This is a genomic window from Ignatzschineria sp. 22MB058224, assembly GCF_058188435.1.
In genome coordinates, this window is the sequence record NZ_CP187366.1 from 493112 (window position 1) to 507171 (window position 14060).

General features: G+C 37.0%; 13 protein-coding genes. 3 read left to right on the plus strand and 10 right to left on the minus strand.

From position 1 onward, the window contains the following. Positions 1-57: 57 nt before the first annotated feature. Positions 58-1224 (minus strand): M20 aminoacylase family protein, encoded by a 1167-nt coding sequence (locus ACPF7B_RS01890; RefSeq protein ID WP_490505948.1) that lies wholly within the window; start codon positions 1222-1224, stop codon positions 58-60. 293 nt (positions 1225-1517) lie between these two features. Between ACPF7B_RS01890 and ACPF7B_RS01895 the strand changes: the two genes are divergently transcribed. Further along, positions 1518-2537 (plus strand): PTS sugar transporter subunit IIC, encoded by a 1020-nt coding sequence (locus ACPF7B_RS01895; protein ID WP_490506481.1) that lies wholly within the window; start codon positions 1518-1520, stop codon positions 2535-2537. A 270-nt stretch (positions 2538-2807) separates the two neighbouring features. Next, a complete protein-coding gene (locus ACPF7B_RS01900) occupies positions 2808-3365 on the plus strand; it encodes a hypothetical protein (protein ID WP_490505949.1) in 558 nt (185 codons plus the stop codon). A gap of 101 nt (positions 3366-3466) precedes the next feature. Here ACPF7B_RS01900 and ACPF7B_RS01905 read toward each other — a convergent pair whose 3' ends face one another. The 3 genes from ACPF7B_RS01905 to ACPF7B_RS01915 form a co-directional block, all read right to left on the minus strand. Next, complete coding sequence (locus ACPF7B_RS01905) at positions 3467-3925, minus strand: outer membrane lipoprotein (protein ID WP_490505950.1); 459 nt, start codon at positions 3923-3925, stop codon at positions 3467-3469. A 141-nt stretch (positions 3926-4066) separates the two neighbouring features. Further along, entirely contained in the window at positions 4067-4978 is a 912-nt protein-coding gene (locus ACPF7B_RS01910; RefSeq protein ID WP_490505951.1) for a DNA ligase, read from the minus strand. A gap of 154 nt (positions 4979-5132) precedes the next feature. Beyond that, the gene (locus tag ACPF7B_RS01915) at positions 5133-6368 is read right to left on the minus strand and encodes an aromatic amino acid transport family protein (protein ID WP_490505952.1); all 1236 of its coding nucleotides are present in this window, start codon (positions 6366-6368) and stop codon (positions 5133-5135) included. A 473-nt stretch (positions 6369-6841) separates the two neighbouring features. Between ACPF7B_RS01915 and nhaC the strand changes: the two genes are divergently transcribed. Then, on the plus strand, positions 6842-8299 hold the full coding sequence (gene nhaC / locus ACPF7B_RS01920) for a Na+/H+ antiporter NhaC (protein ID WP_490505953.1): 1458 nt from the start codon (positions 6842-6844) through the stop codon (positions 8297-8299). A gap of 65 nt (positions 8300-8364) precedes the next feature. Here nhaC and ACPF7B_RS01925 read toward each other — a convergent pair whose 3' ends face one another. From ACPF7B_RS01925 to ACPF7B_RS01950, 6 genes are all read right to left on the minus strand, one after another. Beyond that, entirely contained in the window at positions 8365-9216 is an 852-nt protein-coding gene (locus tag ACPF7B_RS01925; protein WP_490505954.1) for a metal ABC transporter permease, read from the minus strand. After that, positions 9213-10094, minus strand: a complete 882-nt coding sequence (locus ACPF7B_RS01930) for a metal ABC transporter permease (protein WP_490506482.1) — start codon at positions 10092-10094, stop codon at positions 9213-9215. The genes ACPF7B_RS01925 and ACPF7B_RS01930 overlap by 4 nt, the downstream gene beginning before the upstream one ends. Further along, positions 10091-10987 (minus strand): manganese/iron ABC transporter ATP-binding protein, encoded by an 897-nt coding sequence (locus tag ACPF7B_RS01935; protein ID WP_490505955.1) that lies wholly within the window; start codon positions 10985-10987, stop codon positions 10091-10093. Before ACPF7B_RS01935 ends, ACPF7B_RS01930 begins: the two co-directional genes overlap by 4 nt. Beyond that, the gene (locus tag ACPF7B_RS01940; RefSeq protein ID WP_490505956.1) at positions 10984-11892 is read right to left on the minus strand and encodes a metal ABC transporter substrate-binding protein; all 909 of its coding nucleotides are present in this window, start codon (positions 11890-11892) and stop codon (positions 10984-10986) included. Before ACPF7B_RS01940 ends, ACPF7B_RS01935 begins: the two co-directional genes overlap by 4 nt. Positions 11893-12087: 195 nt before the next feature. After that, entirely contained in the window at positions 12088-13137 is a 1050-nt protein-coding gene (locus tag ACPF7B_RS01945; RefSeq protein WP_490505957.1) for a DUF481 domain-containing protein, read from the minus strand. 115 nt (positions 13138-13252) lie between these two features. Next, positions 13253-14011: a methyltransferase gene (locus ACPF7B_RS01950; RefSeq protein ID WP_490505958.1), complete on the minus strand. Its 759-nt coding sequence runs from the start codon at positions 14009-14011 to the stop codon at positions 13253-13255. Positions 14012-14060 lie beyond the last annotated feature (49 nt).

Sequence of the window (14060 nt, forward strand, 5' to 3'; positions counted from 1 at the left end):
ACGGAATGTACGGTACAAAAATTTAATGGGTGGGGTTGTTACTGCAAAGTTAAAAAGTTATTGAGGGCAGAAAGCATAAACTAATTGCACCCAATAATTAGCAACGATGGGTAAAATATCATCGTTAAAGTCATATTTAGGGTTATGGACTGAGCAACCATGTGTTCCTTCTAGACCATTTCCCACAAAGAGATAGCTGGAAGGACAGGCATTTGCAAAGAATGAAAAATCCTCACTTGCTGTCATTGGGGGAAAGTTTTCAATAATTTGAGAATCACCATAGATTTTTTGTGCAACTTGCTTAGCAAAAAGAGTCTCTTTTTCTTGATTCATCAATACAGGATAACTGCGGTTATAATCAATTTTTGCTTTAGCACCGAAGCTTTCCGCCTGTTGCGTTATTAATTGTCTTACACGTTTTTCTACTAAATCTTGGGTTTGTGGGTCAAGAGTTCGAATTGAAAGTTGCATTGTTGCTGTATCAGGAATGACATTAAATGTTGTTCCTGCATGAATGGAACCCACAGAAATCACAGTCATATGAAGTGGGTTAACATTGCGAGAGACAATTGTTTGAAGGTTGAGAACAATAGAAGATGCAATTACAACAGGATCCACAGAAAGATGGGGCATTGCTCCATGACCACCGTTGCCTTGAATGGTGACAGTTACTCGATCGGAAGAAGCCATTGCAGCACCCGAATGAAAGCCAAAGTGGCCGGCAGGAAAGCCGGGCATATTATGAAAACCGAACATTGAATCACAGGGAAATTGTGTAAGCGCACCAGATTCAATCATTGCTTGTGCACCGCCTAAACCTTCTTCAGCAGGTTGGAAAAAGAGATGAACAGTCCCTTTAAAGTTAGGATTTTCTGCAAGATACTTTGCTGCTGCAAGTAAAGTAGAAGTGTGGCCATCGTGCCCACATGCATGCATTAATCCGGGAACTTGGCTTTTATGTGCGAAATCATTTTCTTCTTGAATCGGTAGGGCATCCATATCTGCACGGAGTCCAATAGTTGGCCCCTCACCGTTTGATAGTTTTGCGACTAAACCTGTTTCTCCAAATCCTCGATAAACTTCATAGCCCCATTGCGTGAGCTTCTCAGCAACTAAATTACTTGTATTAAACTCCTGAAAACCAATTTCCGGATACTGATGTAGATAGCGACGAACCTCGATCATTTCGTTGCAAACTTCATTCATACCGGGTAATAAATTCATAGGAGGTTCCTTATTAGTATATTAATTTAAAATTTAACGGGTTTAGTGTTGTACTTTCAGAGCACGACAAATAGAATTATCAGAAAATTTGTAAAGAATTATTTGTAATAGAAATGTAGTCTGTAAAAAGAGCAGGAGGAATGAAATGAATATATTTCGTTTTGCTGTAATTATCTGCCATGATAAAGAGCACCTATGTTCGATCAAAACTATAAAATTTTACTAAAATAATAGAATAGTTAATTTAACTAAAAGGAGGAATCACTCATTGAGTGAAAAATAATATGGCAGTAATACGGGAATTTTTAGCAAAAAAAGGGGTGAGTTTATCACCAAAAATCTATTTTATAGATGCACTTGGCTTCATGGCATTGGGATTATTTTCATCTCTATTAATGGGATTAATTGTTAAAACCTTAGGCCAACAACTTCATATTGATTTTTTTGTTGAACTTGGCAGCTTTGCAATGGATTCGAAAATTGTCGGCGCAGCAATTGGAGTGGCGATCGCTTCTAGTCTTAAAGCACCTCCCTTAATTCTCTTTTCAGCTGTGTTTGTGGGAGCGTTTGGTAATCACTTAGGTGGGCCAGCTGGCGCGTATGTATCAGTTATATTTGCGGTTGAGATTGCAAAATTGGTCTATAAGCTCACCCGGATTGATATTATTATTGTTCCATTTGTAACTTTTTTTGTTGGTTATTGGGTCGCTAAATGGATTGGGATTCCTATTAGTGATTTGATGCAAGGATTGGGTCAATTGATTAATTGGGCAACAGAACAACGACCCTTTATAATGAGTATTATTGTTGCGACTATCATGGGGTTAGCACTAACCGCACCTATCTCTAGTGCCGCGCTCTCTTTTATGCTCGGGCTCGATGGATTAGCCGCAGGTGCTGCCGTCATTGGTTGTAGTGCTCAAATGATTGGTTTTGCAACAAGTAGCTATCGTGAAAATGGCTTTGGTGGTTTTTTGGCTCAAGGAATTGGGACATCAATGCTTCAAATTGCGAATATTATTAAAAATCCATTAATTTTATTACCGCCGACAATGGCTGGAATAATTGTAGCACCGATTGGTATTTTGTTATTTCATATGACCAATAACGCTGCCGGAGCCGGAATGGGAACGAGTGGGTTTGTTGGACAATTTATGGCTTTTGAATCGATGGGATTTAATTTCTCAACGGTTGCCGCTGTTTTTTTGTGCCATCTGTTACTTCCAGCTTTAATTAGCTATTTAATTGCATTCTGGTTCTATAAAATTGGCTGGATCAAAGCTGGCGATATGTGTTTAAACTATGGGGAATAATTTATTTCGAAAATAGGCTTGTTAGTTTTCATTAAATTTAAGTAATTTTTTGGTAAAAAATATAAATAAATATATCTTGAGTAATTGATTTATACTACTTTAATCTGCTTATTAAGTATTTAATGTGATGAATCATGAGCGATATGTTTGCAGAAAAATATTTTATGTGAGCCATGTTATAAGCTCAATGCAGGTTTATTGAATGAATAAATAATTGTTTAAATTGCCATCTATTAAACTGACTATTTTTTTAAAAAAATTGGAGAAATTATGAAAAAGTTACTATTAGCCACCGCGACAGTTCTATTAATTGCGGGTTGTGCTTCAGAGCCAAGAATGGAATATATTCCATCTATAAATCTTGCAGAAGTAACTCAATATAAGCAAATTCCTTATACTTTTGGGGATGTGAAGGTTGTTTTAGCGCCTGAGGATCGTGGTAGTGAACCATTCTTTTTTGGAACTAAGGGGAGTAGTTATGAATCATCATTTGAAGGGCGATTTATTGATGCTTTAGAAAAAACATTTAAAGAATCGGGTGTTTTTTCTCAAACAGCTTCTAAAAGCGTCAGCTTAGAAGCAACAGTAACACGATTTAGTCAATTAAGTGTAGGACTAACATTCCCGACAACAATGACAGTGAAGTATAATTTAATTGATAATACGACCGGACGAACCTTATTTACAAAAGTGGTTACTTCAGAAGCTGATGTTAACTTAACGCATTCATATTTTGGTAGTAATAGAGCCGTTGCTGCTCGTAATCGCGCTGTACAAGAGAATATCACTCAATTACTCAATGAATTACAACATGCCAATATTCGGTAATTGAAATAATAGGAAAAGGGGTATATAGGCATATAAAATGGCTCAAAGAGATCACTAACTTTGAGCCGTTTTTCATAGTTTGATTTTTTATAATAGGGTATTTATAGAGGTGAGACGTTAATACTACGACCACCACCAGTCATACGAACGCGCTGACCAGGTGAAAATACAGATACGTCTTGTTTTTGTACAACAGCAATTGATTGGCCACTATCTGTTTTAATATCGAGCTCAACTGCGTTGACTTTATTGACTTGCTGTTCAATTTTGTTACCAGCAATACCTCCAAAGATTGCACCAATCGCCGTTGCAATATCGCGTCCATGGCCACCACCGACAGCATTACCTGCAACTCCGCCGAGTACAGCACCAGAAATTGCACCTACTGGTGAGTCTTCAGCTTGAATTGTAACAGGGCGTACACTAATTATAGTCCCATAAGAGACTGATTGTACTGTTTTCGCTTGGTTACCACGATAGACATCACCAGAGTAAACACCTGTATTGGTACAAGCGGCTAATGCAATTACAGCTAATCCTGCGATAATCACTTTTTTCATATTTTGTCCTTTCTTAAATCTTTTCAGATTAAACACTTTGTTATTATAACAAAATATGTGTTATGGATATATTTTTTACACAAAATATATTTTATGGATATCTATTTGTTTATAAAATAAAAAATCGATTGCTGAGAATACTCAATCAAAGCGACAACTATCCACATTGATGGCTTTTAAACGGGGAAATCGTGGGACGTTATTATTTGTTAATCCATTATGTAAGTAACGGATAGCACTGCCAATTTTAGGTGGATTTTTTCGTACATCATCGGTAAGACCTGACCCGACATTAAAAAATACAGTCTTATTTTTGATAATAGTTTTTACGCGGAATGATCCGAGTAAATTTTTATATTTTCCTTTGCCTTTATTATAGCCCGTGATAATGGCACAGCCTTCATCAATCACTTTTAATTTGATTAAATCCTGATTACGTTGATAAGGTTTATAGAATGAGTTCCTATGATGAAGCATTAATCCTTCACCGTTTTGACGTACCGTCGTTAATAGTTTTTTCTTAAGTGCGCCATAGTTATCTATTTTTTGTTGAGGAATCATCTTTAGATGTGGGTTTTTATGTGATTTTCTTGCGATATATTCTGCCATATAATCAATTCGTTCTATGAATGGTGTTTTAAGCGCCGGCATATCGAAAATATTATAAGTGACATTTTTCCAAAGAGGGTGGTCAGGATCATTATTACTAATAAGACTCGAGATAGTTTGAAATGTTGCTCTCCCAAGCCAGATCTCCCCATCGAGCGGTTCTTCCCCTAAATTTTCAGTAAACCACTTCGGAGTACTGATAGGGTAACCTTGTCTTGAAAGAAGCTCTTTTCCATTCCAATATCCACGTATGCCATCAAGTTTTTCACTCACAAAATATTCATTGATTGGAAGAGCTTTTAATTCGCTCTCAGTCAATGATATTCCATGCTGAAGAGGCATTGCTGAAAATGGTTGAATGCTAATAGTAGATAAAATGAGTATTCTAAGAATGAGTGAATGAATATTTTTGAGAAAAGTATGTATATAAAATGAAAAATTCATAATTGTATTACTCTAAAGTCTGATAAGACAGGAAGGAAGAGTAAGAATAGAACGTAAATTTATTTTTATGGGATTAAACAGTGAAAAGCGGGAATAAAAAAGGATCTTCCTAGTGCGGGAAGATCCTCTGAGTAATGTGGTTTAATGACTAATTTTATTTAAAAAAACTTAATGTATTTACATGAAAAACCTCAACGAGAAGATGAGAGATAATTGCGATGACTCCATAAATAATGATAATGATTGGCATGGCTTTACCACCAAATGCTTTAAATACCGATTGATCACGTTTTTTATGACGATTGCGAAAGCTTATAACCATTGCTGCGGGAACTATTACAGACCAAATAGCTGCAAATAATCCTGCAAATCCAATGGCTAGTACAAATCCATTAGGAAAGATCATACCAAGCACTGTTGGCGGAAGGAATGTAATCAATGCAGTGCCTAAACGTCCTTTGGGGGTATCACTTATTTTAAAAAGATCAGCAATATAATCAAACAACCCTAGTCCCGCTCCTAAGAAAGAGGTGACAACGGCAAAAAATGCGAAGAAACGAAGCGACAGATCGGCAAATTGAGATGCATTAACTTGTGTAAGTAACCAAGCAACTTCATCGCTGCCGACAGAAAGAAAGTTTACCCTGTCGATACTACCCATAATTGCAATCATCCAGCAGAGATAGAAGAAGAATGTAATAATCATGCCCCATAGGATGGCTTTACGAATTTTCCTACCTTCAATCCCATAATATTTTACAAAGCTCGGCACACTTGCATGAAAGCAGAAGGATGTTAAGAAGAATGGGAGGCTCGCAAAAGCGTAGATTGCAAATTTATGTTCACCGCTCGGTTGTATGAGATAAGAGATATTAATTTGGCCGAGTAATCCTGTGACTGCTGCAAAGAGAGTTAAAAACATGCCGATCATTAAAATAGTCGAAATTCGATCGACCGCACGTGTACTCCACCAAACAATTGCAGTAAAGAGTAACGCGAAAAGGAATGAAGATTGATAACGTGGTAGTGAAATATTAAAGTTTGTCGTAAGCGTGTTACTGATGACTGAGCCAGATCCAACCACATATGCATAGAGTAAAATATATAGAACGAAAGCGATGGAGAAACCATTAACAAAACGCCAAGGTGTTCCGAGATTATCTTTGACTAAAGTGTCAAAGCTTGCCCCTGGTCGGTAGTTAAGATTTACCTCTAAAATTTGTTCGGCAGCAATATACATAAAAAAGACAGTCATAATCATAATAACTACTGTCCAACCAATCCACATCCCAGCGGACGCAATAGGTAAACTCAACATTCCTGCACCAATCATTGTACCAGCAGCAATCATAGCGCCACCGACTACCGATGGTGTTTTTTCACTATTCATTTTAAACCTTCATTTATCTATAAAATTGTCGGCGCAAAAGCAGAGTGAGCTTTTACGAAGCCTTTTAGTAATTGCTTGATATTTTCATTAAAAACCTAAAAATTTTTTTAGCAAAATCTCTCTAATCTTATCATGAAGCAGATGCTCTGCAATCTGAAAAACTCACTCTCCAATTATTTTTCTGTATTATTTTCAATCACAAAAAAAAGGGATTTTATTTTGAAGTATGCTAGACTTCTCGCATGCAACATGATGATCTAATAGTTCTTATCACTCATATAACTTACTGCACCGTATCTCTTTGGGTTCCTGTTTTTAATAATGCGTAAGTAGGCCGCCACATTCCATTGTTGCTACATATTGACGTTAATGGGCGCTATTTTGCTTTCTGAATATTTTATGAAATAACGTTTAGTAGAAGAAGCGAAATAGATTTTCTCCTCTTATTAACCTTGTGAGGAAAATATATAAGTATGACTATTGAAGTATCTCCCGTTGAAGCAAGTTCAACAAGAATGCCAACCATTATCGAAGCTTTAATTCCAATTGTTTTTATGATGTTTGCGTTAGTAGTTGGTATTTTTTTTTGGGGCGTAAGCCCACATATTCCACTTCTTTTAAGTGTCTGTGTTGCAATTTTAGTAGCGATGAGGCTCGGATTTAAATGGAAAGCGATTGAAACAGGAATGCTCGATGCTGTCCGCTTAGCATTACAAGCCATCGTTATTTTGATTGTGATCGGGACAATTATTGCTTCTTGGATCGCTGGAGGAATTGTCCCAACATTGATCTATTATGGGTTAAATCTGCTAGCACCTGAATATTTCTTAGTCGCCGCTTGCGCTATTTGTTGTATTATCTCCATTGCTTCAGGGAATGCTTGGACCGCTGCCGGAACAATTGGGATTGCAATTATGGGGATTGGTTTTGGGTTAGGAATTCCTGCACCAATGGTTGCAGGTGCGGTTATTTCTGGTGCTTATTTTGGAGATAAGATCTCTCCGCTTTCAGAGTCGACAAATTTAGCTCCGGGAATTGTAGGTGTTGATCTCTTTGAACATATTCGTTATATGCTCTATACCACTATTCCAGCATTAGTTATTTCTTTAATACTCTTTACGATTTTAGGAATGACCGTAACCGCAGATTTAACAAATACCGAAGCGAGTAACTTTTCATTACAGCAAGATCTTAAAGATATATTTGTCATTTCACCTTGGTTACTTCTTGTTCCAGCATCGATTATTATCGTGATGATTTTTCGTATTCCGGCATTTCCAGGATTAATGATCGGGTCAATTTTAGGCGTCCTATGTGCGATATTTGTGCAAGGTGCAGAACCAAGTATGGTTCTAACAGCGTTGTATGATGGTTATTCAATTCATGTTCAAAACGAAACGCTTAATGAGTTGCTTAATAATGGGGGAATTGTCTCTGTATTTGCAACGGTTTCATTAGTAATTATTGCAATGTGTTTTGGTGGTATTTTAGAGTTTACCGGTATTTTTCAAACAATTGTTTTTAGTATTGTAAAATTAGCACAGACAACGAGAAGTTTGATTATTACCACTGTTGTAACCTGTATTACCGGAAATATTGTGGGGTGTGATCAGTATATGTCGATTATTATACCGGGGCGTATGTATGCCGAAGAGTACCGTAAACGTGGTATTAAAGGAAAAGTGTTGTCTAGAACATTAGAAGATGCAGGTACAATGACATCACCACTAATACCATGGAATACCTGCGGTGCTTTCATGGCAACAACACTCGGTGTTGCAACATTTGATTATGTTCCTTACACATTTTTATGTCTTTTAAGTCCCTTAATTGCGATTGCGTATGCATTAACAGGATTTACCATAGAGTATTACGAAGATGGTGAAGCTCCTAAAAAAGTGAGACGCTTTAGAATGTCTAAACGAATCTAGATAAATTGATAGGATACTTCACTAAAAAACCCAACAAGCCCAATGATGTTGGGTTTTTGGGGTAACTATTGAGCTTTGGTTATAGACTGTTGGCGTGTGAAATGCTGTTTTATACGATTATAAATAAAAGCCATTATAAATAGCATCGACTGAGTTAACACGATACAAGGGCCTGTTTCCGCATCAATATGAAAACTCACCAATACACCAATAAACGAAGAGAGCATTGCAGAGATGATGGCGATAATCATCATTATTGAGAAACGTTTTGTGAGCATGAAACCTATAATGCCTGGTGCTACTAACATCGCTATAACAAGGATCACACCAACTGCTTGTAGGGAGGCGACAATGCTAAGTGCTAAAAGAATTAAGAGTGTATAGTGTAGAAATTTTACTGGCAGCCCTAAAACTTGTGCTTGTACAGGATCAAAGCTATACAGCATAAAATCTTTTCGTTTAATAAGAATGATGATTAACGTAATAACTGTAATAACAATGATTTGCCACAATTCTTGCGGTAGGATGCCAAGAATATTTCCAAAAAGAACATGGGTTAGATGTTGATCTGTTTTTACAAAAGAGAAGAGAAACAGTCCTAGTGCAAAGAGTCCAGAAAAGACAATACCTAGCACAGCATCTTCTTTTACTCGGCTATTTTGCTTAATATAACCTGTGGCAACGGCGCAAAAGAGTCCAGAAACAAATGCGCCTACTACTAAAGGAGCTCCCAAAGTAAAGGCTAAAACAATCCCTGGCAAGACAGCATGTGAAATTGCATCTCCCATTAAAGCCCATCCTTTTAGGATAAGATAACAAGAGAGTACTGCGCAGACAAGTCCTGCAATGACAGCACCTAACATTGCTTGTTGCATAAATGGGTATTGTAGAGGGTGGAGAATAAGACTATCGATCATGCCATATCTCCTCTTTGTGTTTGATTTTTGAGATGCTGCTTTAAAGCTCTTCGTTTAGCGATTTGCCCATGCTTTGGTGCAAATAGGAATGTGATTAAAAAGATTGATGTTTGGAATACCACAATCAGGCTTCCGGTTGTTCCTCCCGGAAGAAAAAAACTAATATATGCCCCTAGAAGTGATGTTAAGCCGCCGATAATAACGGAAAGTAGTAACATCACGCCAAATCGATCCGTCAAAAGATAGGCGGTTGCTCCAGGGGTAATAACCATTGCAATGACCAGTATCGCACCAACTGTTTGTAAGGCCGCTACCGTACAAGCACTTAATAGTACAAAGAAGAGAATTTTTAGACGATTAATCGACAGACCAATAGTGGTTGCTTGAACTTCATCAAAAAAGAGCAACATTAAATCTTTCCAATAAAAGAGTAAAAGAGTAATGGCAATAATTGTAATAATCGTTGCTTGTAGCGCATCACTATCAGAGATCCCCAATACATTTCCAAAAATAATAGAGTTGATATTAATGTGTGTCGGGTTAAGAGAGATAATTAATAATCCAGCAGCAAAGAAGCTACTAAAAACTAGACCAATAATGGCATCTTCCCGTAATTTGGTGAAATGTTTAACAAGTCCCATGGCAAGTGCTGCTAATATACCTGTGAAAAAAGCACCAATAGCATATGGTAGATTAAGCGCATAAGCCCCGGCAACACCTGGCACAACTGAATGAGAGAGTGCATCTCCCATTAATGACCAACCTTTTAAAACGAGGTACGCGGATAAGAATGCACAAGAAACGCCAACAAGTAGGCACATGATGATAGCTTTCACCATATACTCATATTGAAAAGGTTCTAATAGAAAATTCATTATTCATTCTCCCTATCTTTGCAATTTGCCGCTTTAAGAAAGGCATTTTTGCGAGATTTTTTGAGATTTTGATTATTTTCACAACCATAGAATACTGCTGGACGCTCATCATCTGTTAAAACAGTAACGCTGCGAGGATCATCATCATCGTGAAGATGATCACCATGTAGCGAGATTTCTCGTAATACGCCCCCAAAAGTACGTGTTAGATTTTCTTGTGTATAGGTTGTTTCAGTCGGGCCTTGTGCGAGTACAGTTTGGTTCAACAAAATTACTTGATCGCAAAATTCTGGAATTGATCCAAGATTATGCGTAGAAACAAGCATAAGATAGCCTTCATCTCGTAGTGAAATCAGGAGTTCAATAATGCTATCTTCTGTTTTCAGATCAACACCTGTGAAGGGTTCATCAAGAAGTAATATTCTGCTTTCCTGGGCAAGAGCTCGTGCTAGGAATACCCGCTTTTTTTGCCCACCCGAAAGTTCACCTATCTGACGCTTTCGAAAATGAGTTAAGTCGACGCGTTCAAGGGCATGATTGACCATTTCATGATCTTTTTTAGATGGGATTCTTAAAAAACCCATTTTGCCATAACGACCCATCATGACAACATCTTCAACCAATACAGGGAAGTTCCAATCAACCTCTTCGGTTTGTGGAACATAAGCAATTTTATTTGTTTTTAAGGCTTCTTTAATTGTCTGCCCATCAACTGTAATTGCTCCTTTGGTGGGGCTGACTAATCCCATAATGGATTTAAAAAGGGTAGATTTTCCACTCCCATTAACTCCAACAAGTCCGCATATTGTGCCGGAAGTGAGTGTGAAGTTTACATCAAAAATAGCGCGGTGACCGTTATTGTAGGTCACAGATACATTATCAACGATAATACTCATTCTAGATCAAATCCTTTCACAATGGTTTCGACAGTTGTTTGTAATAGGTCGATATAGGTAGGTACAGGGCCATTTTCATCTGAAAGCGAATCGACATAAAGAACACCACCATATTTAGCGCCGGTTTCTTTAGCAACCTGTTTAGCAGGTTTATCGGAAATCGTACTTTCACTAAAAAGGACAGGGATTTCGTGTTTTCGAATGGTATCTATAAGACGTTTAACCTGTTGCGGAGAGCCTTCCTCATCGGCATTAATCGGCCAGAGATAAGCTTCTTTAAGGTTATAATCTTGTGCAAGATAGCCAAAAGCTCCTTCGCTTGTGACAAGCCAACGTTGCTCTTCTGGAATTTGATCGAGCTTGGCGCGCAATGGTGCATCTAAAGCGCGGATTTTGTCTGAATAGACTGAAGCATTTTGATTATAGATCTCTGCATTATCAGGATCATATTCAACTAGCGCTCGGCGGATATTTTCGATATAGATCAACACATTGCTTGGACTCATCCATGCATGTGGATTAGGCATTCCTTCATATTCACCTTCATAAATGGATAATGGAGTAATTCCTTCCGTAACAGTAACAGAGGGTACATTACGTATGCTCTGAAAAAAGCGGTTAAACCAGCGTTCAAGATTGAGACCATTCCATAAAATCAGTTGTGCATCTTGTGCTTTAACAATATCTTTAGGCGTTGGTTGATAATCATGAATCTCCGCTCCTGGTTTTGTAATCGATTCAACAACAGCTGCATCACCGGCGACATTTTGGGCAATATCTTGAATGATCGTGAAGGTTGTAATAACTTTAAAGGGCTCTTTTGCGATTGAATTTTGGGTGAAAAACATCAAAAAAAGTAGTGTGAAAATTTTTAGTGTGGGGTGAGTAATACGTTTTCTAAACATCTAAAATAGGCTCCTCGAAACTTTCTGTAATAATTATCAGAACCCTCTATTTCTAAGATGCTTTATCTAAAAAATAGAGGGTTTGATTATTATCTTAATGTAAAAACATTATAAAGTTTAAGGATATTTAAAAAAATATTTTAAATCATCGATATTAATAAGAATTATTGCTTGAGCAATTCTATATATCGATGATTAGAAGCTCAATCCAACGCCTAAAAATAGATTGTTATTCTTAGAATTACCATGTTTTGCTTTAATGCGCTCAAATTTATAGCCAGTATTGAGTGACAGTCTTTCATTGAGTTTATACGCTAGCGATGTCGTAAAATTAAGATCTAAACGAACATCATTATTAAAACTACGGCCAATGCTACCATTAGAGATAAGACGAAGTTTTTGATTGTAGAGATCTTGGCTATAATCCCATTTGAGCGCCATCTGTGGATTATGATCTTTATCTCTGCTCTGATAAGTAATAGTCTGATAGTTCAGGATCGTTGCAAGTGATAGGCTAGAGCGAGTCGTATTCCAAACTTGCCATCCAGGGCCAATTCCAACCACAAGATTTTCGCGAATATCTTCAATCCAATCATGTGTATATTTGATTGATCCTTGCCAGAAAAGATAGGGGTTTATAAAACGATCAACGGTATAGCCTGCGCTATAATTGTATGTTTTTGTCTTTCCATCATCGGTTTTACGATCAATATTCGCCATGGTTTTATGACGCCATAAACCATGTTCGAGCTGATAATCCCCTTTAAGACGAAAGTACTTTGTATTAGAACTATCATTATCGAGGCTGATACTGCCTTCTAAATTACCTGAGTGGCGTAAGGTTGTCTGATCGAGTGATTCCCCATCCTTGATTTTTGCGATGATAATTGGTTTATCAAGTGGGACTTCATGTTCACCAAAATTATCTTTGATACGCATTTCAGTTGCGCTTTCATTTGCAGCGTAAATTACTTCTGATGCTCGATAACTATGGCCAAATCGACTTTCATTAATAGCAACCGGTGAATTAATAGTAAAGCTTCGTATTGCCGATTGGTTAATCGCTAATGTTCCAGCGTATTCTGTTTCAATATGAATAGTCTCTTTTTCGACTAATACAATGTTTCCAGTAACACGATCCTCATTTTTAAGAAAAATAGTATCAGCAAGAGTTACAGAAATAGTAGAGCAAATAATTGCAATGCTAAGAAATAAACGATTTTTAAACTGTGATTGAAATAGCATAAATTAGAACTTCATAAAAATGGAATGAATAAAATGAACATATTTTATAATTTTTTAAAAAAATAGCACTATTGAAATTTGTTCTGATGGCAGAAAATTTTGATTGGCAAAAATATTATTGTTTTTCAATGATCCAATGGAGATAGCGTGCGTGAGCTTGATAATCAGGATTAAGAGAATATTTTAATTCCATTGCAAGATGATCTTCTTCGCTGATTCGGTTTCGAGCTTCATGATTCATAAAATCGTAATAGGTACGAATGCCACTTTTATGAATAATTCCGAAGTTATTTTGATAAAGGTATTCTTCTAGTTTATGGGCATCAATAGGTGAGAGTGGGGTAAATCCTCCATGTTCACCACGAAAATTTTCTTTTGTGATATAGCGAAAATTTCCACGAATAAGATTGTGATAGATTAGTCCTTCACGATTATAAAAAAGAAGAGACAAACGGGTACCAATAGTGAGGTATTGAGCTAAATGATCAAATAGATCAAATGGGTTTTCAAGCCACTCAATTACTGCATGGCAAAGGATTAGATCAGGTTGTGGTAGCTGCATTTTTGAGAATTCTTCAAGCGATATATTTATGAAGTCTGCAGCAAGATTATGGATTTGAAAATTTTTTTCAGCAATCTCTAGCATATTTTGCGCCGGTTCGATCAGTGTTAGATGATGACCTTTTGCTGCTAATGTCTGTGAAAATTGCCCTTGACCTGCACCAATATCGTAGATAGAAAGCGGTGTCTGGTGAAGTTTTAATAACTCAAAATCACGGTTTAAAATTGCAAGTCTTAAGCGCCCTTTAAAAGTGGCATAAATATTACGATTAAATTTTTGCGATAATTCATTAAAGAGTGGTTTTTCTTGCACGATCGATCCAATTTAAAGAGCACAGTTGAATGTTCAGTATACGTGATAT